This is a genomic window from Nocardiopsis sp. CA-288880 (genome assembly GCF_050955985.1).
GTDB classification, from domain to species: Bacteria; Actinomycetota; Actinomycetes; order Streptosporangiales; family Streptosporangiaceae; genus Nocardiopsis; species Nocardiopsis tropica.
The window spans coordinates 4,464,927-4,487,656 of sequence record NZ_CP192105.1 but is presented as its reverse complement, the minus strand read 5'-3'; the positions used below and the strand labels follow the sequence as shown (position 1 = coordinate 4,487,656).

Sequence of the window (22,730 nt, the reverse complement as noted above, 5' to 3'; positions counted from 1 at the left end):
GAAGGCCCGCGCCCGTGAACCAGGCCCTGCGCCGAGCACTCACCGCACTCGTCCGCGGCGGACGAGGCGGCCGCCGTACCGGCGACCGCGGATCCGGCACCACCGAGTACGTGCTGGTCCTGGTCATCACCATCGGCATCGCCACCGCCGTGGGCGCCATCCTCACCCCGATGATCACCGAGAGCGCCCAGTCCATCGACCTGGGCGTCGACCCGTGAAACGCCTCGCCGGACGCGGGGACCGGGGCAGCGCCGACGTCCTGTTCGCCGTCCCGCTGATGTTCGCGATGCTGCTCGGCATCCTCCAGTACGGGATGTGGACCCACGCCCACCACCGCGCCCAGGCCGTCGCCACCGAGGCCCTCGCGGCCGGGCGCGCCTTCGACGGCAGCGAACGGCAGGGGCGGGAACGCGGCCACGCCATGGTCCACGACCTGGGCGGCGCCGTCCTGCAGGACGTCCGCGTCCGGGTCGAACGCCGGGCCGGCACCACCCGCGCCACCGTCACCGGTACCGCGGTCAGCCTCGTCCCCGGCTGGTACCCGCCCGTGGAGACCACCCTGAGCGGCCCCACCGAACACGTCCCCGGGGCCGGGCCATGACCGGCGCGGGCAGCAGGGACCGGGGGAGCGCGGCGGTCGAACTGGCCCTGCTCGTCCCCGTCCTGCTCGCGTTCCTGGCCCTGATCGCCCTCACCGGCCGCGACTACACCGCCGCCCTGGCCGCGGACGCCCTCGCCCACTCCGCCGCCCGCGCCGGATCCCTGCACACCGACCCCGCCACCGCACAGCAGGTCGCGGCCCGGGCCGTCGCCGCGAGCGTGGGCACCTGGGGCCGCGCCTGCCAGGACCCCGCCGTCCGCCTGCGCCCCGCCACCGTCGCGGGGGCGCCGGCCGTGCGCGCGGAGGTCACCTGCACCGTCCACCGCGACGACCTCCCCGACCTCGGCGCCGGCGACACCCGCACCGTCACCGCCCGGGCCCTGTCCGTCACCGACCTGCACCGCGAACAGGCCCCCTGATGTTCGGCAGCAGCCCCAGCGCCTTCGTCGTCGCCATCGCCGCGACCCTCATCGCCTGCCTTGGGCTCGTCCACGACGGCGCCCAGATGCTCCGCACCAAGACCCGCACCACCGTCCTGGCCCACGAGTCCGCCCGGGCCGGCGCCCAGCACCTGGACCCCGACCTGCTCCGCACCGGCACCCGCGCCCTCGACCCGGCCGCCGCCCGCACCGCCGCCACGGCACACGCCCGGGCGGGCGGAGGCGACGCCGAGGTGTCCGTGGGCGCCGACACCGTCACGGTCACCGTCACGAGCACCCACCACCCCGCGCTCCTCACACTGCTCGGCGACGTCCACATCTCCTCCCGCGCCACAGCCACCGCCCACACACCGTGAGACGAGGGGGACCCGTGCACACGACGACCCGGACGGCCCTGGCCGCCGCCACCACATCGGCGCTGCTCATCGCACCGCCCGCCCTGCTGAGCCGACAGCCCTGGCCCGACACCGCAGGCGTGAGCGCGGAGCACCTGCGCCTGTCCCTGCTCAGCGGCACGCTGCCACCACCCCTCCCGCACACCCTGGCGCTCGCCCTGCTGTGGGCGCTGTGGGCCGCCTTCGCCCTGCTGGTGGCAGCCGACACGGTCGCCCTGCTGCGAGGACAGGTGCCCCGCATTGGACTGCTGCGCCTGGCCGCGACCGGCATCGCCGGAAGCTCGGTGGCCGTGTCCGCCCCCGCGGTCGCCGCCGTGGCCCCCCCCGACACCGCGCCCACCGACGGCGCACACGACGCCCACGGCGCGCCCACCGGAGAACCCGCACACGTGCTGGAGCGCACCCGCACGCTCACCGGGTTCGGACTCGACTCCGCCGACCTCACCCCCGCCATGGCGGACGAACTGGGACCCACCGTCGAACTCCTCCAGCTCTTCGGCGACCCCGACACCGCGATCACCGTCACCGGGCACACCGATGCCTCCGGCCCCGACGAGCACAACCGCGCCCTGTCCCTGCGGCGGGCCGAAACCGTCGCCGCAGCTCTCACCGACCAGCTCGGCGACGGATGGACCGTCACCACCGCAGGCGCCGGCTCCGACCACCCACGCGAACACCCCGAACTCGGCCCCACCGCCGACCGGCGCGCCGAGATCACCTACACCCTCACCACCCGCCCCCACACCACCGCCGACAGCGAGACCGAACAGAAGGAGGCGGCCGTCGGTGCCGCACCGGTCGCGCCCGCCGCCGAGGCACAGGACACCTCTTCCTTCCCCGTCGGCGCGGTGCTCGCCGGAGCCCTCGCCGGGGGCGGGGTCGGAGGCGCCCTCGGCGCGGTCGCCGGACGGCTGACGGCCCCGGGGCACCGAGGGAAACACCAGGCCGGTGAGGACGAGCACGACACCGAACCCCACGACGAACCCGGCCCTGACGACGACACCGGCGCCGACCCCGAACAGCCCCTCGGCGCCCCTGTCCCCGTCACCAGGGACACCGGCAGGGCGGTGATCAGCCCCCAGGGCCACCTGCGCGTCGCCGACAACCTCAGCGTCAGCGCACACGACGGACTCGCCGTGACCGGAACCCACGCCCTGGGCGTGTGCGCCTCCCTCATCGGCCGCGCCCTGACCGATCCGGGCATCCGCGTCATCACCACCCGCGAACTCGTGGCCCAGGCCGGGGCCTCACCCCGGGTACGGGCCCCGGGCATGACCGTCAGCGCGGACACCGCCTCGGCCGTCACCGAGGCCGAACTCGCCTACATCACCGCGGCCCGCGACGAAGGGGGCCCGTCACGCACCCTGCTCGTCGTCAAGGCCTCCGCGCACACCCTCGCCCAGGACCGGCTCCAGGCCCTCCGCGACGGGGAGGAGGAAGGGGAGGTCACGGTCGTGATCCTCGGCGAGGAATGGGGCGTGCCCGTCCTGAACTGCGACTCCTTCGACACGGTCGACGTCACCGCCCCCGACGGGAGCACCGACACCTACGACGGGCTCCGGCTCCTCCACATCGACCAGGCCACCTTCGCCGCCGGTTTCACCACCACCGCCGTTGGGGAACCCGACCGTGCCGGGGAAGCGGTGCCGACGCCCCCGGAAGAGGAGAGGGAAGAGGCCGTTCCGGAGCCGGCGGCCGAGCCTGTCGGGGCCGACCCGGAACCGGACGCCGAACGACCTCCGAAGGTCGACATCCGCCTGTTCGCGCCCCAGCCGAGCATCACCGTCGACGGCGTCGACATCGGCGTGAAGATGCGCAGCTCCTCACGCGCCATGCTCGCCCACCTCGCGCTCCACCCCCACGGGGTGGGCACCGACGCCCTCACGGAGGCCCTCTTCTCGACCGAGCCCGGCAAGAAGAGCCGCCAACTGCGCAGCAGCGCCTGCACCAGCGCACGGGTAGCCGTCCGCGAGGCGCTGGAGAACCCCGACGCGGAGATCATCGACGTGGTTCCGGGCCGCTACCAGATCCACCACGACACCGTCGACGTGGACGTGTGGCGCTTCGACCGGGCACTGCAGGCCGCAAAGAAGGCCGAGGACGACAGAACCGCCCACACCTGCCTTCGCGCCGCCGCGGCCGAGTACGACCACATGCTCCTGACCGAGAGCGACCTGCCCTGGATCGAGGAGAAGCGCCAGGCCTACCGCAGGGCCGCCGCCGACTGCTTCGTCGGCCTCGCGAAGGCGGCCGACGACCCCAGGCAGGCGCTGGCCTGGCTGGAACGGGCCCGTGAGGCCGACGACCTGAACGAGAGCATCTACCAGGAACTCATGCGGACCCAGGTCGGTCTGGGCCGCCCCGACGCCGCCGAGCGCACCTACCAGGACCTCGCGGGCAAGCTCAAGTCCATGCGGGCGCGCCCGAGCGCCGCCACGAGGAACCTCCTGGAGGACCTCACGAGGAGTCGGCGGTGAAGGGTGGGTCCACCGTTGGGGAGCGTCGGCACCGGACGCCTGTCCGGGCCGGAGGACTTAAATGAGGAACCCTGCGGCAGCCAACGGCTCCGTGGAAGCTTGCCCAGGGGGCTTTTCCTGATGAAGCCCGCCTCATTCATGGTCAGGGATCCCGTGGAGGTCGGCGGCGACCCGGTCACAGACCTCGACGCCGACCATCGGATTAGAAGTTCGCTGGTTTCGCGCCGCCACGTGTCACTACATACCGTTTCGTGCCACTCCATCCGGTCTGCTGTGCCGCCTGGGGCCGTGTGGTGCCGCTTGGTTCCGTGTCAGTACGGAACTGCGGAGCACAAACGGAGCACACACTGGCCCTTGATGACGTCCGATGGCATCTTGGTGAGGTCCTCGTTGTGTGACCGACGCTTGGGTACGTCATCAGGCGCGGTCGGAGTCGTAAGAGCGACCCACCCAAGAGGGGCGGGCCGTCGACCACGGTGGCGCCTCTGGGGGCGGTCAGGCGAGCCGGTCCAGTTCTTCGCCGATCGTCTCGCGCAGGCCGTCATGTTGCGGGCCGAGGGCAGGCCGCCCGTCGCTCCATCGCTCACGCGGATACAGCCACACAGGCCTACCGACGAGATCGGCCGGCTCCCAGACGAACCGTGGCCACACGTGCGCGTGTAGGTAGGGGCCGGTGTTCCCGAGAATTTCCAGGTTGACCCGCCGGAAGTCAGGATCCCGCTGCTGACAGGCCCGTTCAACGGCCTCCCCCAGCCTGTCCATGCTGGGCAGGAACGTTAGCCGCCTGCTCCTGGACAGCTCGGACAACCGCTGAACCTGTGGGTCATCCACCAAGAGCACCGAGTATCCCGGTAGGAATTGGACGTCCCCGATCACCGCGAAGCCTGTGTCCAGCCTCCGGAGCACTGTGGGGTTCTCTCCCCGGAGGGCACTACCGATCCGGTCGTTGCGCCAGTCGTCATCCATGATGGGCATCTTGGCGCACGGCTGATCAGGATGAGTGGGGAGCTCTCTGGTGGCGAGCGTTGCGGAGGCTGTGCTATGTGCCGGAAGCGATTCCCGGGACTTCCGCCGGAGGTGGCGCGGTAGGCGGCGGAGCAGGATCCGGGTTTGTGGCCATTAGATTACAAGGTCCTTGCGTGTGCGAGCGTGCCTTCGCGAGGCGTTCTTTTCTCGGTGATATTATTCTGTGGCATTTTCGGGACGAAGTCGATGCCAGGGCCCCTGCTCTGAATCAGATCGGAGGATCCAACCTGGGATCTTGTTTCCCCAACCGTCCTTGTCGACGAGTGCTCCCCTGAACTCAGGGGCGCGCTTGTACTGAGCTCCAGTGAAATTAACACCCATCTTCAACCTGGTTTCCGTTCCCACGGTTACTGGCCCTAGAAAGGAGGAATCACGGAAGGTTACCTGGCTCAGGTGCGACTGGGCTATAGTCAGATATCCGATAGAGGCTCTCTCGAAGTCTGTGTTGAGGATTGTGGCATTGACTGCCCACACTCCTTCGGAAATTATCGCATCAGTGAATTTTGTTCCCCAGAGCGTTGAGCTATTTATCGTAATGGGATTGACGATGACGGAGCCGCTGAAGTCGGCGTCCCGCAGCTCCTTCCCGCGTAGCTCCAGGTTCGGGATCACGGCTCCTGCCAGTTCCCAAGGGTGATGCCCCCATTCGCCGTTCGAAAATTCTATGCCCCCACGCCACTCTGTCTCGTTATTGCTAGGTAGGTGGCGGACTAGGATATTGATTGCCTGTAGGCGCTCTTGATAGGCCTCCAGCCAGTTGGGTGAAGGTGTCTCGCTGGGATCTGGTATTTTTATGCCTGAGGGCAGGGGGCGTTGAAGAAAAGAACAAAGCGTTCGAACAACCGTGGACTGCCAGTCCGGGTATTTTTCACCGATCGACTCAAGGAGTGCCAGGCCACCTTGGCGTGTTTGAGAGATTTCAGATTCCAGTAGTTGCAAGGCTGTGTTAAAAGACTCGAGGAAACGCCGTTCGTCAGCGTCACGTTGCTGTTGGGTGGCGACCCGGCGTTCGTGAAGATGAACGTTCTCTTGATGCCACTGTTTCCGTGCGATGAGCGCCAACCCAAGAGCACCTCCTGTCCCGGCAGCGACCGTCAGGCCAGATTGGATCGCGGAGAGCTGCTGTTCAGGTTGGGCGACCGAAAGCATCCATGTGGTGCTGGACCAAGTCGCGGCGATCACCGCTACGATGCCGCCAAGGACCCACCAGCGGGAGAACGGTGCAGGCGTCAACGTGTATCTCCGTTGAGCCCGCCACATCAGAGCTCCGTTGGTGAGGAGGATTGCACCACAGAGGAGACCGAACCATCCAACTGGAACGATTTTGAGAAGGGAGGAGAGCTCGCTGGCTACGTGATTATGGGAGGCTGTTATCACCCACAGGCCCAGTCCCATGACAAGCAGCGGCAGTAGCCAGGCCACCACAAAACGGTGAACGACGGAGGCCGTGTCCAGTAGCATCTGCTCAATGGTACGCAAGAGCCGCTCCTTCGAATTCTGGTCGAGATCGCCAGCGATGCCTGCTATGTACAACGTACATCGCCTTAAGCTTTTGGAGGGAAAATAGAAAACCTGAGTACCGCAGTCCGACCCTACTGACCCCGGCCCCCAGAAGGTCTCACTCATCGAGCCTGCTGGCGCATGCTGTACAGGGCGGTAGCCACATGCGGTACCTATCGGTTGATGGATCCGTTCCGCTTCCAAGGAGCCGGACAGAAGCTGTCAGTCATGATCAAAGACCTTCGGTGCGCGTGTGCTGCTGTTCGTGAACACAGATTCCCAGCGCTGTTGTGTGAATCCAAGAACATCAGAGGCATCAACGAAGGCGAAGTGGGCCAACTGAATTCCATCTGCCCCCCGGAAGCTGGTGCCTCGCATAGTTGAACGATGAAACATCGTGCCTTCCACGAGCGCCGAGGACAGGTCAGACCGAGTCAGGTCAGCGTTCACCACGAAGGCGTCTCGCAGGTCGGCGCAGATCAATGTCGCATCTTTAAGACTTGCCTGGTCGAGATGTGTCTTGGTGAGCTCAGCCTTAAGGAGGTTGGCCCCGTCAAGACGTGCCTCCTCAAGGTGAGCTCCGCTGAAATTGGCCCTGTGGAGATCGGCGTTCCTGAGATCAACCTGGTGGGCTCCCGCGTTGCGTAGTGTCGCGGAGGTGAGGTCGGACTCTCTTAGGTTCGCGTTGCCCAAGTCGGCTGCGGTCAACACTGTTCTGGAGAGGTTAGCCCGTGTCAGGTGAGCGCCGGTCAGGTCAGCACCGAGAAGATAACTGCCGTGCAGGTTAGCGCGGTCCAGACGGGCACGGGGCAACCGTGCTCCTTCCAGGTGCAACCCGGAGAGATCGATGATGAGGTCGTCTTCGGGGCGGTCAGGTCGGCGGGCGACGACCGTTAGAGCAGCTTGGATATCCGTGCGGGGAGGAACCAGAGGACCGGTCTCCTCCTGCTTGTCTGGGTGGGAGGGCGGTGCGTGCTCGCGGATGAAGGCGCACAGCACCTCGACAACCGTGGCGTGGTCCTCAGGGGACTCCCGCATGACGTGTTCCAGGGAGTAGATGCCCGCGATGCGGGTGACGACGTTCTCGGATCCCAGGTGTTCGCCGGCGTCCTTGAACCGCTGGGTTTGCTGTCCGCGCCGGTTGAGTAGATAGGAACGGGCGGTGAAGACCAACGCGGCCAGCGCCGCCGCACCCCCGGCCGCCTGGAGGATCAGCTGTCGAGTGGCATCACGTGCCTGAACGCGTTCCCTCCCGGTTAGGGTGCGTACTTCTTCTCCTGCGAGCAGGCTGGTGAACGGCCCCATCAGTAGCCAGAACACGAGCATGACTGTGGGCACAGTCATTCCGAGGAGCAGCCAGGAGGGTGGCCAGGAGCGCACCGTTGCCCATACGCGGTCGAACTGGAGTCGCGTGATCACCTTTCGCATGGCGCATTCCTAGCAGCCCCTCCGGCTCCGAACGGGTCGAAGGCCACTCTTGGCCATCTCGGGGAAACTGAGCCGTGCTCGAGTTCGTGAAGGCTGCGGTGAGTGCTGGGATCGCCTCCCGGCACTCACCTTCTCTGGCCCTCGGGGTGAGACTGGGGTTGGAGGTGGTGGTGATGTTGGGGTCGGGTTCGGTGTTCAAGCGGTGCGGGTGCCGGGTGGCCGGGTCTTCGAGCAGGTTGGGGAGTGGTTGTCCGCGGTTGCGGTGCCGTGGGCATGGGAGTTGGTACTTCTCGCTCGATTCGGACCGGGCTGCGGGTGGTCGGTGTCGGGTGCGGCGGGGCGGGTTCGCTTCCCGTGAGGCCGCGCGTGCGGCCTTGCGCAGGGCCCGAGGCGACGAGGCTGGGGCTGCGGCGCCGGTGGTGTGGACGGTGGCGGCCTGGTTGCAGCGCTGGCTGGACGGCCGAACCAGGTTGCGTTTGCGCACCCGGGTCAGCTACCAAGAGCACATCGACCGCTACCTCATCCCGCACCTGGGAGAAGCGGTGCTGGAGGAGTTGACGCCCGACCGGGTGCAGCGGGCCGTCGAGGGCATCGCCGAACACATCACGCCCAGGGGCAGGCCGGTGGCTGCGGCGACGGTGCACCGGGTGCGGGCCACGTTGCGGGCGGCGTTGAACACCGCCGTGCGCGAGCGGTTGCTGCCTTCTAATCCGGCCAACGGTCTGCGGCTGGATAGCGGGCAGAGTGCGCGGCCCATGGTGTGGACCGAGCAGGCCCTGGCCGACTGGCGTAACAGCGGGGTGCGTCCTGCAGTGGCGGTGTGGACCGTGGAGCAGACCCGCGCATTCCTGGACCACGTGGGTGAGGACCGGTTGTACGCACTGTTTCACCTGGCGGTGATGACCGGGCTACGCCGGGGCGAGGTGGTGGGGCTGCGGTGGGAGGACGTCGATTTGGAGCGGGGGACGGTGCGGGTGGTGCGCCAGCTCCAGGCCCACCGGGGCCGGGGGTTGGTGGAGGTGGCGCCCAAGAGCGCGGCGAGCCGGCGCACGCTGATGGTGGACCACGCCACTGTGGGTGTGCTGCGCCGCCACCAGTGGCGCCAGCAGAAGGAGGCCGAGAACCACGGCCGGGTGTGGGGTTGGGGCGGTTATGTGTTCACCGCGGTGGGTGGCGGTGTGTTGGCTCCGGAGCGGTTGTCGCGCTTGTTTCGGAAGGTGAACACCGCCAGTGGGTTGCCGCCGGTGCGGTTGCATGATCTACGCCATGGTGCGGCGACGTTGGCATTGGCGGCGGGGGTGGAGTTGAAGGTGGTCCAGGCGATGCTGGGTCACGCGAGCATCGTGCTGACCGCGGACACCTATGCCAGTATGCTGCCGCAGGTGGCGCGCGAAGCAGCGGAGCGCACGGCCTCACTGGTGCTCCGGGACGCGGGTCAGGTTCGCCGACAGGTGCGGGGCAGGGTTGGTCGGCGGGGTCTGGAGTTGGTCCCACCTGGGTCCCACCCTGGACCCACCACAGGGAGACCTCGGTCAGGTCAACTTCAGAGAAGACTTTGACCTGGGGTTTTGTGGCGCACCCGGCAGGATTCGAACCTGCGGCCATCGGATTAGAAGCGCCGGTCCAAAACTGCGGAGCACGAACGGAGCACGTAGCCAGGGCGAAGCGTCCGATGGCAACTCACGAGGTGGCCGGCGCTGAGCACGTCATCGGGCGCAGCCGGTGCTGTTGACCCCATCGAGTCGAGGTGGGGCTCCGATCATGACACGCTCCCTGCGGGCAGTTAGATGAGCTGGGCCAGCTTCTCACCGATGGCCTCACGAAACCCTTCCGGTTGTGGGCCAAGGCGCTGCACTCCGGTTCCGAGGGGTCTGAAACCACTTGGGGTAGGCGTGACCGATACTGGCCAGCACTGATTACTTAGGGTTCTGTGAGGGATGCTCAAAGCGAACGGATTGAGAGGACTTCATGGCTCACCCTGATCCCAAGCGCCGGTCCCAGATTGCTTCCCTCGCAGCCCACTGGTCGTGGTCAGATACCAAGGACCGGTCCGCTCGCACGCTCCCGGCTCGTAGGGCGTCCATCGCCCGCTGGCAGCGCGTAGTTGATCCCACCGGTGCGATGCCTCCAGAAGAGCGGGCGAGAGCTTCCGAATCCGCGCGTCGTGCACATTTCAAGGCCATGGCCAAGAAGCGTTGGGATGCTTACCGGGCTGAGAAGCCCGTGAATGTGCGCTGATGGCTCACCCGCGCCCGGGAAACGGCGGCAGTTCGCTCGCAGCTGTGCCAAAATCAGATGGTCACAGGGCCTAGTTTTGGCAGACGCCGACGCACGTTCAAAGGCCGCTGTGTCAGTCCATCGTGCGCACTATCAGCGGCTCGCCGTGAAAGGAGCGCGGATGCGCGCTGTTGTGGAAATTGCCAGAGGGAGATCACGTGAAGTCCGGTTCTGGATTAGTTCCCCAGTTAGCTTACAAGGTTCCCGAGGCCGCCGAGGCTCTGGCGCTTAGCGTGGCCACCGTCTGGAAGCTCGTGAAGTCCGGTGAACTGCGCTCGTACAAAGTCGGTAGCTCGCGCTTCATCCCGGTTGCAGCGCTCACCGAGTTTGTGGAAGCGCGTCTCGCAGAACAACCGATCCCTGGCTGCTGTGGTAATCACCCCGATTTCACCTGATCAATCGAAAAATGTTGAAAACTCTCTCCCGGGCGGCTTCGTCCAGCGCGACGTCTTCGACCTGAGGTAGAGCTCTGCGCCAAAGCATGAGGACTGGACCAGAGCCTCAAGCCGACGCGACGTTGCTGTCGACATGTTGCTTGAGGAGTAGGATCTCTCCACACAGGACATAGGTGTTTAGCGCGCAGAGGTTCGCAGCTTGGAGGGCTATGGAGGCGTGAACGGCCTTGTTGGTCAACTCGTCGATGGCGACAAACTTCTCATGCAACCCCCTGCCCAGAGCAACGGTTACCTTCGCCGCTGACCTGCTGCTGTTCGCCTGCTTGATGAACTCGTAGAGACGGTTGCGGTAGGCGGGCTGGTCGAGTTTGTGCCCTGACTCGCTGGGCTCGCCCTGTGCAGGAAGCACGTGGTCAACGACAGCCTCCAAAATACGTCGGCACGTCGTGAGGGCCTGCGAGAGTTCTTCGGTAGCGAGCCCGTCCGGAGTATTGTCGGCTTTCTCATTCATACGCCGGTATACTGCGGTGAACTTCTCTACCAGATCAGGAACGCCCTCAGTCAGCATCTTGTCGACCTGAGTCTTGTAGGTGCCGAAGATGGACTCATTCACTGATGTGTAGCCGAAACGCCGTTCCCATGCCAACAAGTACGAGAACGTCCGTTGCCGTGCTCTGTCCTGGATCTGACGAAAAGCCATGTCGGCTTCAAGGCCGGCGGCGCTGTTCGTGCTCGGCAAGTGCAAGATCAGGTACTCGATGTCTGCTAGCGACTGATCATGCATCAGGTGCGATCCGTCACCTTTTGCACGGTCCTTCAGGTACTCACGCATGGCTTCTACATCAGGACTCGGATCTTCGCGGTCTCCCCAACGCGACGGGTCCGCCATCAGTCGCTTGAGGTTATCGCGGTTCTGTGCCGGGTCACCACCGCGTGGCTGTAAATCGAACCCCAGCCGTACTGCCGCGTGTGAGTCGCCAGCGAGGCTCGCAATCCGTATTGCACGCCGGACTGATACCTGCAACGGGTGATCATCGAACTCGTCCAAGGCCCTACGGATGAGGGTCATGATGTGCTCAGTGGAATCCATTGGTCGAATGTATCAGTGATCCTTTTCATCCTGTCTCGCATAGCTGAAGCACGAGCGCGGCCCGGGAGATCTCGCCCGCTTGTTGTGGACAGCGGCGGAGCTTGCGCAGGGTGCGCCAGTTCTTCATCTGGGCGATGGCCCTGGGTCTCGTACCGGGGTCGATAGAGGCAGCAGCGTGTGCCGGGATCGCCTCCCGTCACTTCCGTGCAGAGAGTGGCTGTCGAAGGTGGTGTTGGGTCTGGCCGGTATTGTGTCGCCGGATGCGGCACGGTGGGCAGCTGAGCGGACCGCGTGGCTGGTGCTGCGGGTTCCCGGGGAAGGCCGGTCGGTGCATGCAGCCGCGGGGCGTGAACAGGGGTCTGGTTCCACCTTGGTCTCACTCTGGACCCACCGGCAGGATGCCCCGGCTGATTCCCGGCTCTGCGGGGATGTGAACTGGAGCTTTGCAGCGCACCCGGCAGGATTCGAACTTGCGCCAGAAACCAGCCCAAGAGACCGCCAGGTGTGCTTGGCTCCTCACTCACGGCCCTGGTGCGTGCCAGGCCACCGGACGACATCGATGTTCCGTGCCCCCCGTCCTTACCTTCGCTGACAGGCACTCTGAAGTCGCCGCCACCTGGAACGAAGTGAAAAACGGGAGGACGGCGGCCCAGCTCTCCGCTTCAGCGACAGGGAGGTGGCGCTGCCCTCGAGGCCACGAGTGGATCCAAACGGTGCGCTCTCGCATCGCCATGCCCAAGTGGAAAGCCGGCGACAAGACGGCCTGCCGCGAATGGGGGGTCGAGGAGGATTGCTACAGGATTTGGTGGTAGACCTCCGACCGCTCAGTGGTCGGTGGTGAGCACCTCCAGGGCGCGGGTCTTGTCCACCTCGGTGGGCAGGGCGTAGCGGCGGGTGGTGTTGAGGTCGGCGTGTCCCATCAGCTCCGCGACCAGGACCACGTCGACCGGCCCGGTGGTGGTGAGGTCGCCACGGCCGCGCACGAGGTCGGTGCCGAGGGTGTGGCGCAACACGTGCGGGCCGAAGGATTCGCCGTCGTCGGCCGGCCCGATCCCCGCCGCGGCTCCCAGGGCGCACACGACGGTGTTGGCGGCGCGGGTGGACAGCGCTCGGCCGTCGCGGTTGCGGATGAGCGGCCCGGCAGAGGGGCGGCCGAGCTCGTCGAGGAGCGCCTCCAGGGTGGTGCGGGCCTGGGCGTGCAGGGGGACGGTGCGGTCCCTGCCGACCGACCGGCCCTTGCCGCGCACCCGCACGCTCCCCTTCCTCGCCGAGAGGCGCAGGTCGGCCACGTCCAGGGCGACGATCTCGGCCACCCGGAGCCCGGCGTAGTAGGCCAGGTGGCAGATGGCCCCGTCCCGGGGCGAGGCGTCGCGGGCCGCGGTGCGCAGGAATCGCAGCAGGGTGCGCTGGTCCAGGGCGCCGGGCGCGGAGGGGAGGGGCAGGTGTTCGCGCACCACCGCCGGGTGCCCGGAGCCGCGCAGGGCGAAGAAGGTGTCCACGGCGGCCAGCCGGTTGTTGATGGTGGCCGCGCCCAGGCGGGTGCCCGAGCGGGTGCGGGTGTTCTTCAGGTACCAGCGCCAGTCGCGCACCGCCCAGTCCCGCGCGTCGGGGTCGGTGAGGGGGTCGCCGTCCACGGCACCGGCCTGTCTGGCCTCGGCCAGCCAGACCAGGAACGCGGCAGCGCTGCGCCGGTACTTGTCCCGGCTGACCGCACCCAGGTCGGTGGCCGAGGCCAGGCGGTCGGCGAACGCGGCGAGCTCGCCCGCCAGGTCCACTGGGAGATCGACGGTTCGGCGTGGCCGCCCAGTGCGTGTGTTTCCAGAAGTTGATTCGGAGGGCTGCGTCGGGCCAGGGAGCGTGTTTCCAGAAGTACAACGCCTGCCCCGAGTCCCTCCTTGTGACCGGTTGCGGTCGGGGCAGGGCTTTTCGCCGTGAAGCGCAGATGGGCAACCCCGCGGGCGGTTAGCGTGTCTTATCCACATGTCCCCTCCCGGCCCCTCCGAGGAGGGTGGGAGAAAGGGCGGATGCGACCGTGGTCAACGACAGCTCAGATCTGGTGGAGCAGGCCGCCACCGCCCTGGTTCGGGTCATGGCCTCCCACGACGACGGGTGGGCGCTGGTCCGAGAGGAGTTCTCCTCCCTGTTCGCCAAAGCCGCCCACGTGGCCTCTTCGGAGCTGGAGCGCTCCCGCACCGAGGTGGTCCAGGACCCCACTCTGGTCGGGGAAGCGGTGGGGGAGTGGAAGGCCAAGCTGCGCCGCCTGGTGCGCGCCAACCCCGAGGCGGCCGCACCGATGCGCGAGATCCTGGGCCGGCTGAAAGCCGACGATGCGCAGCCGCAGGTGTCCAGCACCATCACCGGCAACGTCACCGGCACCGCCGTGCAGGCACACAAGGTCCAAGGCGGGGTGGGCAACACCACCTACGGCGGCGACCACGTCGAGCAGTCCAACGTCTCAGCGGGACGGGACGTGATCGGGGTGCAGAACAACCACCACCACGGCCGCGACTCGGACCAGGAGCGCTGAGGGTGCCCAAGAAGAAAAAGAAGGCCCGGCCCCAGGCCTCGACGCGTGTGCACCAGGCCGCCTCAAAGGCAGGTCGTGACTTTGTCGGCATCGCCAACCACTTCTACGCGGACGCGCATGCCCAGGGTGCGGCTTCGCTGGTCGCGGACCTGCCCGCGATGGAGGCCGGGTTCACCGGCCGCGCAAGCGACTTGACCCGCCTCCGAGCCGCCCTAGACCCCGACCAGGCCGATAGCGCGCCGGTGGTGGTCGCGGCCGGGATGGGCGGGATCGGCAAAACCCAGCTGGCGCTGGCCACCGCCCACGCGCTGCTGCGGGACAAGGTCTTCTCCCGGGCGCTGTTCGTGGACCTGCGCGGCTACACCACCCCGGTCGACGCCCACCGCGCCCTGCAGGCACTCCTGGTGTCCCTGGGCGTCGACGAGGACACCATCCCCGAGGACGGTGATGCCCGGTCGGGCCTGTACCGGGCCACCCTGGCAGCCCGAGCCCGTGAGGGGGGCGGTCCGGTGCTGGTGGTGGCTGACAACGCCTCCCACCCTGACCAGGTTGAGCCCTTGACCCCGGGTCCGGGTGGGCACCGGCTTGTGGTCACTTCCCGCGAACGCCTGGGTTCCCTGCCCGCGCGGCAAGTGAAGGTGGGCACGCTGGCCGACCCCGAGGCCTTCCAGCTGTTGGTGGCCGATTTGCATTTGGCTGACCCCGACGACGAGCGCGTCCACGACCTGCAGGGCCTCACCCTCCTGGCTGGGGCGTGTGCGGGGCTGCCGCTGGCGCTGCGCATCGCGGCCGGGCAGCTCAAGAACGCCCCCGACCTGGAAGCGGGCGAGCTCGCCCAGACCCTTGCCCAGGGCGCCGACCGCATCGCCCACTTCACAGACCACCGCCGCGAACTCCAGGCGGTGTTCAACTCCTCCACCGCCCGGCTGCCGGCCGAACAGAAAGAGCTGCTCACCCTGTTGGGGCTGGCCCCGGGCCCGGACATCTCCGCTGCGGCGGCCGCGGCCCTGGCGGGGACGGACGAACGCGAGGTGCTGGTGCGCCTGCGGGGCCTGGCCGCCTCCCACCTGGTGACCGCCTCCGGGGGACGGTGGTCGATGCACGACCTGGTTGCCGCCTACTCCGCCACCCTGACCGGACCCAAACCCCCCGCCCGGTACGCCCGGGCCCAGCGCCGCCTACTCGACCACTACACCGACCAAACCATCGACGCCGCACAGCACCTGGAGGCGCTGCCGGGACAGCAGGTGCCAGGCACCTTCGCCGGCCAGGAGCAGGCGTGGGGGTGGTTGGACGCTGAGCGGGCGGTGCTGATCAACGCCGCCCACACCGCCCACCGCATCGGGCATACCCGGGCCACCATGTCGTTACCGCTCAACCTGGGCCACTACCTTGGCCGGCGGCGGCTCTTCCACGACTTGATCACCATCACCCGCCTGACCCTGCACACAGCCCAGCGCATCGGTGACCGGCCGAATCAGGCGGCGGCCTGGAACAACCTCGGCAACGCCCTGCGGGAGGTGCGTCGGTTCGATGAGGCGATCGGGGCCCACACCCGCGCCCGCGACCTGTACCAACAACTAGGTGATGCCCACGGCGAAGCCATGGCGTGGAACAACCTCGGCGGTGCCCTGCGTGAGGTGCGTCGGTTCGATGAGGCACTCGAGGCCTACACTCGTGCCCGCGACCTGCACCAACAGCACGGCGACACCCACAGTGAAGCGGGGGCGTGGAACAACCTCGGCGGTGCCCTGCGTGAGGTGCGTCGGTTCGATGAGGCACTTGAGGCCTACACTCGCGCCCGCGACCTGCACCAACAGCACGGCGACACCCACGGCGAAGCCATGGCGTGGAACAACCTCGGTAACGCCCTGCGTGAGGTGCGTCGGTTCGATGAGGCACTCGAGGCCTACACTCGTGCCCGCGACCTGTACCAACAGCACGGCGACACCCACAGTGAAGCGGGGGCGTGGAACAACCTCGGTAACACCCTGCGTGAGGTGCGTCGGTTCGATGAGGCACTCGAGGCCTACACTCGCGCCCGCAACCTGTACCAACAGCACGGCGATGAGCATGGTGCGGAGAACGCTGCTGCCGGGGTGGGTATCGTGCTGGGCGGGCTTGAGCGTTGGGAAGAGGCGGTCTCGGCCCTGGAGCGGGCGGTGGCCTACTTCCGCCAGGAGGGCGACCAGCACTCCCAGGGGCGCGCAGGCTACGAGTTGGGCCTAGTTCACCACAGGTCCGGGTCCCAAGGCCGGGCAGTGGCGGTGTTGGAGGAAGCGGTAAAGCTGTTGGCGTCCACGAACGATCCCTACCGGCACGACCAGGCTCGCGAGGCGTTGGACAAAGCCCGTATCTGCATAGGAGAGAGCGAGGAGCACCCGGACGAAGGCCCACGCTAAGTGCGGATTTTATTCGGATGTCTCCACGCCCCGGGCTGGCGGGTCTCAAGTGGGTGAGCCATCTTGTCCATATGCAGGCCTGAGGTCGAACTTGTGGGTGGATAGCCCCCTTAACCAGCACTGGCGTCCATGTAGTGCCCTGTAAATGTCGCCACCCCTAGATATGGTGCCCGAGACTGATGTACGCGCCGGGAAGGTCCCGGCGGGTGTATCGCGGGAGGTTCGAGATGGACCCAGTGACCGTGACCTTGGCCACCGCGGCGGCGACGACCATAGTCCAGGCCATGGCCAAAGACCTGTGGGAGGCCACCAGGGACAAGCTGGCCAACCTGTTCGGCGGTGAGGGTGCCAGCATCGCCCGTGACCTAGAGGCATCTCGCCAGGACGTCCTGCAGAACCAGGATCTGGCACCAGTCGTGGAGGACGAATGGCGCAGCAGGCTCACCCGCCACCTCTTGACACACCCGGAGGCAGTGAACGAGCTGCGTGAACTCCTGGAGGAGATCGCCCCCAAGGCCGCCCAGATGTCGGTCACCAATCAGATCACCGGTGACGTGCATGGCACCGCGGTGCAGGCCGCCAACGTCCATGGCGGGGTCAACACCAACTTCAACGGCGGTACCCACCAGCACGGTGACCCGTTGGGCCGGATCAACGCCCAGACCGAGGCGGAGCTGGTCCGGATCGAGCCCAGCTTCAACGGCGGATCGATTCACCTGCACATCACCAACGACGGTTCACGGCCAGTCCGCAAGGTCGAACTCGTCTACATCGCGCGGGTCGACGCTGCTCCCGAGGAATCCTGGAAGCTCAACCCCAACGTGTGGAATGTGCGTGACCGTTGGGACATCCTCAAAGCGGGGGAGGAGAAGCAGACCTTCGTCTGGCTGCTAGACACACGAGGCCAACACATCTCGAACCGGAACGAGCTCAAAGGCGTGGTGTACACCGTGCGCTTCGTGGACTACGAAGGCCAGTGGTGGGAGAAAACCGCAGACGGGACCACGCGCCAGGTTCCATCTCCGTCTTAACAGGATTCGCTCTTCGCCTCCAATAGGTGAACCTTATCGGCGGTGCGTCAGCCTGGGTTGACGCATCCGGACGCGGGGAAGCCCCCGCGCAACGGGGCGTCGCGCGGGGGCCGCCGTGATCCCGCCGTGACCGAACGGAGGGGCGTGAAGTCCCTCGGCCTTCCGGAGGGGTGTCAACAGAGGTGACCGTTGCCGGGAGTGACTGCTCTGCTCCTACCCGGACCCCAGGCACCCGGTCGGGCAAACCGATGGCTTGCCGGATGAGCTCTCAGCGAGAGGCCGTGGCAGTGTGTCATGTCGAACACACCGGCTCATGCGGCACATCTTGCAGATACCGCTCCTGTTCATCGGCAGTGAGTTCTCGACGGAGCGCTTCGCAGATCTGGCTCATGGCCTCGTCCACGTCGAAATACGCCGCGTCCCATACCCGCACTGTCCTGTCCTGGCTCCCGCTGGCCAACAGCTTCCCGTCCGGGGAGAAAGCTATTGAACCCACCCCACCGTCGTGGCTTTCGAGGACCTGGAGCTGTTGCCCGGACTCGGCGTCCCACACCCTCACCGTCTCGTCGGCACCCGCGCCGACCAACAATCGCCCATCCGGGTCGAACATGACCGACCACACCGCGTCCCCGTGACCGGTCAGAGTGCGGATTTCTTCTCCAGTCTCGGCGTCCCACACGAGCACCGTCCTGTCATAGCTCCCACTGGCCAGCCTCTCCCCATCCGGGTCGAAAACCACCGAATCCACCCAATTGGCATGGCCAATGAGCCTGTGGAGCTGCTCCCCGGTGTCAGCGTCCCACACCCGCACCGTCGCGTCGGCACTCGCACTGACCAGTTGCTGCCCGTCCGGGGAGAACACTGCCGAGAACACCCCCCCGTCGTGGCCTTCGAGGACGTGGTGTCCTTCCCCGGTACCCGGGTCCCACACCCGCACTGTCCCGTCCTCGCTCGCGCTGGCCAGTTGCTGTCCGTCCGGGGAGAAGACCACAGCCTGGACAGGTGCGTCGTGGTTGGTGAGGGAACGGAGCTGTTCCCCGGTCTCGGCGTCCCACACCCGCACTGTCTCGTCCTCGCTCGCGCTGGCCAGTTGCTGTCCGTCCGGGGAGAAGACCACAGCCTGGACAGGTGCGTCGTGGTTGGTGAGGGAACGGAGCTGTTCTCCGGTCTCGGCGTCCCACAGTCGCACCGTCCCGTCATTGCTCGCGCTGGCCAGTTGCTGTCCGTCCGGGGAGAAGACCACCGCATTCACCCAGTCGTCGTGGCCTTCGAGGACGTGGTGTTCCTCCCCGATACCCGCGTCCCACACCTGCACCGTCCCGTCACTGCTCGCGCTGGCCAACTGCTGCCCATCCGGGGAGAATGCCACCGACCTCACCCAGTCGTCGTGGCCGGCGAGCACGCGGAGTTCCTCCCCGGTCTCGGCGTCCCACAGTCGCACCGTCCCATCAGTGCTCCCGCTGGCCAGTTGCTGTCCGTCCGGGGAGAAGACCACAGCCTGGACAGGTGCGTCGTGGTTGGTGAGGGAACGGAGCTGTTCTCCGGTCTCGGCGTCCCACACCTGCACCGTCCCGTCAGTGCTCGCGCTGGCCAGTTGCTGTCCGTCCGGGGAGAAGACCACCGCGCTCACCCAGTCGTCGTGGCCTTCGAGCACGTGGTGTTCCTCCCCGGTCTCGGCGTCCCACAGTCGCACCGTCCCGTCATCGCTCGTGCTGGCCAACCTCTCCCCGTCCGGGGAGAACCCCGCCGGGACCACCCCCTCCTCGTGGCCTTCGAGGACGTGGTGTTCTTCCCCGGTACGCGGGTCCCACACCTGCACCGTCCCGTCGTCGCTCGCGCTGGCCAGTTGCTGTCCGTCCGGGGAGAAGACCACCGCCTTCACCCAGGCGTCGTGGCCTTCGAGGACGTGCTGTTCCTCCCCGGTACGCGGGTCCCACAGCCGCACTGTCCCGTCGTCGCTCGCGCTGGCCAGTTGCTGTCCGTCCGGGGAGAAGACCACCGCCTTCACCCAGTCGTCGTGGCCTTCGAGGACGTGCTGTTCCTCCCCGGTACGCGGGTCCCACAATCGCACCGTCCCGTCAGTGCTCCTGCTGGCCAACCTCTCCCCGTCCGGGGAGAAGACCACCGACAACACCGGCTCGCTGTGGCCGATGAGCGTGTGGAGTTCCTGTCCGGATTCGGCGTCCCACACCTGCACCGTCCCGTCAGTGCTCGCGCTGGCCAGTTGCTGTCCGTCCGGGGAGAAGACCACCGACAACACCTCGCCCTCGTGGCCGGCGAGGCGGTGCTCAAAACCGAGGCCGATGGCACTCAGGACGCTGCCGCGTGCCTGGTCGGTGGGAGAGAGGCGGTAGGCGTGTACAGCCAACAGGGCGGCTGTGTCGGGTGATCGGTTGAGTACGGCAGTGGACTGGATAGCGAGCTCGCGCGACTGGTCGGCGAGCCGGGTCTGAACAACGTCCTGCCACACGGTCAGTCCGGTAGCGACCAGGATCACGGCCACCAGACTGGCGAGGAACCTGAAGCCCACGGTACGGCGTTTGGTGGACTGCTGGTATTTCTTGCTGGCGACCACAAATGTGGAAACCGGACCGGGCAGCGAGCGCTGATCGGCCCATTGAAGGGCTTCGGTCAGGTAGGTGCCCGACAACAGGTCATCGAGTTGCTTCGTAACCGCATAGCGGTCGGCCTTCCTGGAGACATCGCGGAGCCATACCTGGAAGTGGCGGTCGCGGTCGGACCACTTGCGCAGGCTCACCCAGTCGCGGATGAGCGCGTCGTGGACCAGTTCCACGATGGGGTCGCCAGCACGGGCGTCGCCGGGGCTGGTGGTGATGATGATCCGGTCCGCGCTCAAGGAGTCCAGGACCTCGTCGAAGTCCGCGTCGGCGGCGGGCGTGCCGGCGGCCAGTGCCCTGAGCTCGGAGAGGGGGACCTGCCTGCGTGTGGCGGGGAGGGCCGGGTCCTCGTCGGCCGGGTGTACCAGGGCGGTGAGGATGCGCTGGGCGACCATGTACTGGACCTGCGGTAACTGCCCCACCGCGTTGTCGCACCAGGCCGCCAGGCTTCCCGAGACCTTGCCGATGTTCTCGTAGGCATGGTGGGTCAGGCGGCCGTGGGCGCGCCGATCCCACAGCTGGCTCAGGGCGAGCTGCAGCGGAGGGAGCAGGGTGGCCGCGACACGGTGGCCCGTGCTCGCCTGGCGCAGGTCCTCGATGATGCGCTGGGGCAGGCCGTCCTCGAAGCGGGCGCCCGCGTCCTGGGCGGGGCGGGTGATGATGGCGTCCAGTTCAGCGGTGCTGAGGTGGGCGGGGATGTTGACCACCCCGGGTTGAGCGGCTTCCAGCAGGTGCGGGGCCGCCTCGGCCAGCGGGGAGTAGAAGTCGTTGCGCATGATCAGGACCACGTTGAGCGGGGTGTGCGCGTCGAGGGCGTCGAGTAGCTCCTCCACCAGGTCCAGCCCTCGTGTGCGGCTGGCCTGGTCACCAGGGGCGGGCGTGCGGGTGAGGAGTTCCTCGAACTGGTCGATGACCAACACCAGACGGTCGAAACCGGGCCCGGATTCCAGGCGGCGTCGCACCGCGGCCCCGATACCGCCGCTCTCCTCCCCATTCAGGCCCGCCCGCGCCAGCTCCGCGGCCAGGTCACGACCCGGACGCACCAGGACGGGCAACCACCGGTCACTGCCCGGCACACCGCCAGCAGCCAGCGCCGGCAGCACCCCGGCCTGGACCAGGGAAGACTTGCCCGCCCCCGAGGGCCCCAGCAGCAGCACCAGCCGGTGGCGGCGCACCCTCTCCAGGAGCTCCTCCACCGCGCCCTGGCGGCCGTGGAACCAGTCCGCGTCCTCAGCGGTGAAGGACGCCAGACCCCGATAGGGAAAGATCTGCGCCTCACCCAGCTCCGGAACCACCTCGCGCAGCACCTCGGCGGGCGTGGCGTAGACGATGCCCTGGCCCCGCTGGTAGCGGTCCTGGGCCGCGATCTCGGTGACCATGGCGACCACCAGGCCCGTCACTTCGTCCAGCACGGGCGCGCCGCTGAACCCGGTGGTCAGGTCGTTGGCGCCGGTCAGCTGCAGCCGTGGGCCCACCCGGGCGCCGGGCAGCAGGTCCCCGGCCGTGCCGTAGCCGAAATGCCCATCCCCATCCGCAGGGGCCTGGGCGGGGAACCCGTAGGAGGCGACCTGGTGCCCGCGGGTCCCCTCCGCTCGGCCCAGAAGCATCGGTCGGGCCATATCCGGCACCTGCTCCAGGCGAATCGCGGCCACGTCCTCGGCATCCTGGGCGCGCCATTCCTGCTCCAGGACCCGACCTTGGACCACGGGAGCCTGGGGCAGCAGGGCGAAGCGCAGGGCCACCGTGGCGCCGGGGGCGCTTCGCGCGGCCTGCACCACGTGCGCGCAGGTCAAAACCAGGTTCTCACCGGCCAGGAACCCCGCGCCGACCACGCGGTCGTCGCTGTCCAGGACCTGGACGACCCCTTCGCCCATCCCCGAGCCCTGCCGGGGGGCCGAAGCCGCGCCCTCGTCGCTGTGGCGGCCCGTACTCATCCCATCAACTCCTGACTCCTCCTGTGCTGCCCCACACCCCCGGCGCTTGTCGCCCTACTTCTCGTCGTCCTTCTTCCACAGCACGCGCACCTTCAGGTTCGCCTTGCCCTCGCCCTTGCTGACGATGGCGCCGACCTGCGCGGACAGGTCCACACCGAAGGTCACCTCGACTTCTGAGGGCTTGGCCTTGCTCAGCTGCTCCACGACCGTCTCGGCCATCTCCCGTACCGGCTTCAGGGCCTCCAGGAGCGTGTGCGGCAGCTCGCCGACCGCGTCGGCGATCCGCCCCGCCTTCACCGGACCGCCCTCGCCCACCTGTTCTGATGCAGCCAGCGGAGATGCTTCGAACAGGATTTCCCCGCCGCTTTCCAACGGCATCCGTCCCACTGTTCCCATCGGCCCTCTTTCGTAGCGAAGAATTGATCACCTATTACAGCAGAGCCGTTTTTATGTCCTGCCGCTCCCGGGCGGGGGTGGCCTGTGGCAGGCCCGTACTTGGCCCTCGGATCGGCTGCGAAGGCCCGGGTTCCCCTGCGGCCGGTAGAGGGCAGTATTCACCCTGACACCACCCCTTAACAGGGGTTTTCCC

17 protein-coding genes are annotated in these 22,730 nt (G+C 67.4%); 10 read left to right on the top strand and 7 right to left on the bottom strand.

Going from position 1 to position 22,730, the window contains the following annotated elements; genetic code table 11:
• Window positions 1-14 precede the first annotated feature (14 nt).
• From ACQPYD_RS19615 to ACQPYD_RS19595, 5 genes are read left to right on the top strand one after another with little or no spacing between them, the layout of a single operon-like run.
• Complete coding sequence (locus tag ACQPYD_RS19615; RefSeq protein WP_433697045.1) at window positions 15-218, top strand: hypothetical protein; 204 nt, start codon at window positions 15-17, stop codon at window positions 216-218.
• Complete coding sequence (locus ACQPYD_RS19610; RefSeq protein WP_433697044.1) at window positions 215-601, top strand: TadE family protein; 387 nt, start codon at window positions 215-217, stop codon at window positions 599-601. Before ACQPYD_RS19615 ends, ACQPYD_RS19610 begins: the two co-directional genes overlap by 4 nt.
• Window positions 598-1,020 (top strand): TadE/TadG family type IV pilus assembly protein, encoded by a 423-nt coding sequence (locus ACQPYD_RS19605; protein ID WP_433697043.1) that lies wholly within the window; start codon window positions 598-600, stop codon window positions 1,018-1,020. The genes ACQPYD_RS19610 and ACQPYD_RS19605 overlap by 4 nt, the downstream gene beginning before the upstream one ends.
• Window positions 1,020-1,397 (top strand): hypothetical protein, encoded by a 378-nt coding sequence (locus ACQPYD_RS19600; RefSeq protein WP_433697042.1) that lies wholly within the window; start codon window positions 1,020-1,022, stop codon window positions 1,395-1,397. The genes ACQPYD_RS19605 and ACQPYD_RS19600 overlap by 1 nt, the downstream gene beginning before the upstream one ends.
• 14 nt (window positions 1,398-1,411) lie before the next feature.
• Window positions 1,412-3,913 (top strand): OmpA family protein, encoded by a 2,502-nt coding sequence (locus tag ACQPYD_RS19595; protein WP_433697041.1) that lies wholly within the window; start codon window positions 1,412-1,414, stop codon window positions 3,911-3,913.
• 495 nt (window positions 3,914-4,408) lie between these two features.
• Here the strand turns inward: ACQPYD_RS19595 and ACQPYD_RS19590 are convergent, their stop codons facing one another.
• From ACQPYD_RS19590 to ACQPYD_RS19580, 3 genes are all read right to left on the bottom strand, one after another.
• Complete coding sequence (locus tag ACQPYD_RS19590) at window positions 4,409-4,879, bottom strand: HIT family protein (protein ID WP_433697040.1); 471 nt, start codon at window positions 4,877-4,879, stop codon at window positions 4,409-4,411.
• 216 nt (window positions 4,880-5,095) lie between these two features.
• Window positions 5,096-6,418, bottom strand: coding sequence for a pentapeptide repeat-containing protein (locus ACQPYD_RS19585; RefSeq protein ID WP_433697039.1), 1,323 nt, complete (start codon window positions 6,416-6,418; stop codon window positions 5,096-5,098).
• A 243-nt stretch (window positions 6,419-6,661) separates the two neighbouring features.
• A complete protein-coding gene (locus tag ACQPYD_RS19580) occupies window positions 6,662-7,867 on the bottom strand; it encodes a pentapeptide repeat-containing protein (protein ID WP_433697038.1) in 1,206 nt (401 codons plus the stop codon).
• Between the two features lie 428 nt (window positions 7,868-8,295).
• Between ACQPYD_RS19580 and ACQPYD_RS19575 the strand changes: the two genes are divergently transcribed.
• Together ACQPYD_RS19575 and ACQPYD_RS19570 are read left to right on the top strand one after the other, a co-directional pair.
• Window positions 8,296-9,426 (top strand): tyrosine-type recombinase/integrase, encoded by a 1,131-nt coding sequence (locus ACQPYD_RS19575; RefSeq protein ID WP_433697037.1) that lies wholly within the window; start codon window positions 8,296-8,298, stop codon window positions 9,424-9,426.
• Between the two features lie 876 nt (window positions 9,427-10,302).
• Complete coding sequence (locus ACQPYD_RS19570) at window positions 10,303-10,539, top strand: helix-turn-helix domain-containing protein (protein WP_433697036.1); 237 nt, start codon at window positions 10,303-10,305, stop codon at window positions 10,537-10,539.
• Between the two features lie 106 nt (window positions 10,540-10,645).
• Here the strand turns inward: ACQPYD_RS19570 and ACQPYD_RS19565 are convergent, their stop codons facing one another.
• Window positions 10,646-11,629 (bottom strand): hypothetical protein, encoded by a 984-nt coding sequence (locus ACQPYD_RS19565; protein WP_433697034.1) that lies wholly within the window; start codon window positions 11,627-11,629, stop codon window positions 10,646-10,648.
• A gap of 824 nt (window positions 11,630-12,453) precedes the next feature.
• Window positions 12,454-13,404 (bottom strand): tyrosine-type recombinase/integrase, encoded by a 951-nt coding sequence (locus ACQPYD_RS19560; protein ID WP_433697033.1) that lies wholly within the window; start codon window positions 13,402-13,404, stop codon window positions 12,454-12,456.
• Window positions 13,405-13,661: 257 nt separating this feature from the next.
• Between ACQPYD_RS19560 and ACQPYD_RS19555 the strand changes: the two genes are divergently transcribed.
• From ACQPYD_RS19555 to ACQPYD_RS19545, 3 genes are all read left to right on the top strand, one after another.
• Window positions 13,662-14,156: a hypothetical protein gene (locus ACQPYD_RS19555; protein ID WP_433697032.1), complete on the top strand. Its 495-nt coding sequence runs from the start codon at window positions 13,662-13,664 to the stop codon at window positions 14,154-14,156.
• 2 nt (window positions 14,157-14,158) lie between these two features.
• Entirely contained in the window at window positions 14,159-16,558 is a 2,400-nt protein-coding gene (locus tag ACQPYD_RS19550) for a tetratricopeptide repeat protein (protein ID WP_433697031.1), read from the top strand.
• A 284-nt stretch (window positions 16,559-16,842) separates the two neighbouring features.
• Entirely contained in the window at window positions 16,843-17,589 is a 747-nt protein-coding gene (locus ACQPYD_RS19545) for a hypothetical protein (RefSeq protein ID WP_433697030.1), read from the top strand.
• A gap of 292 nt (window positions 17,590-17,881) precedes the next feature.
• Here the strand turns inward: ACQPYD_RS19545 and ACQPYD_RS19540 are convergent, their stop codons facing one another.
• Window positions 17,882-22,141, bottom strand: coding sequence for a PQQ-binding-like beta-propeller repeat protein (locus ACQPYD_RS19540; RefSeq protein ID WP_433697029.1), 4,260 nt, complete (start codon window positions 22,139-22,141; stop codon window positions 17,882-17,884).
• A gap of 54 nt (window positions 22,142-22,195) precedes the next feature.
• The gene (locus ACQPYD_RS19535; protein ID WP_433697028.1) at window positions 22,196-22,519 is read right to left on the bottom strand and encodes a CU044_2847 family protein; all 324 of its coding nucleotides are present in this window, start codon (window positions 22,517-22,519) and stop codon (window positions 22,196-22,198) included.
• Window positions 22,520-22,730 lie beyond the last annotated feature (211 nt).

Excerpts from the sequence above, each read along its gene's own strand:
- ACQPYD_RS19605 (WP_433697043.1), top strand. The coding sequence starts at position 598 with ATGACCGGCGCGGGCAGCAGGGACCGGGGGAGCGCGGCGGTCGAACTG.
- ACQPYD_RS19600 (WP_433697042.1), top strand. The coding sequence starts at position 1,020 with ATGTTCGGCAGCAGCCCCAGCGCCTTCGTCGTCGCCATCGCCGCGACC.
- ACQPYD_RS19590 (WP_433697040.1), bottom strand. The coding sequence starts at position 4,879 with ATGGATGACGACTGGCGCAACGACCGGATCGGTAGTGCCCTCCGGGGA.
- ACQPYD_RS19580 (WP_433697038.1), bottom strand. The coding sequence starts at position 7,867 with ATGCGAAAGGTGATCACGCGACTCCAGTTCGACCGCGTATGGGCAACG.
- ACQPYD_RS19565 (WP_433697034.1), bottom strand. The coding sequence starts at position 11,629 with ATGGATTCCACTGAGCACATCATGACCCTCATCCGTAGGGCCTTGGAC.
- ACQPYD_RS19545 (WP_433697030.1), top strand. The coding sequence starts at position 16,843 with ATGGCCAAAGACCTGTGGGAGGCCACCAGGGACAAGCTGGCCAACCTG.
- ACQPYD_RS19540 (WP_433697029.1), bottom strand. The coding sequence starts at position 22,141 with ATGAGTACGGGCCGCCACAGCGACGAGGGCGCGGCTTCGGCCCCCCGG.
- ACQPYD_RS19535 (WP_433697028.1), bottom strand. The coding sequence starts at position 22,519 with ATGCCGTTGGAAAGCGGCGGGGAAATCCTGTTCGAAGCATCTCCGCTG.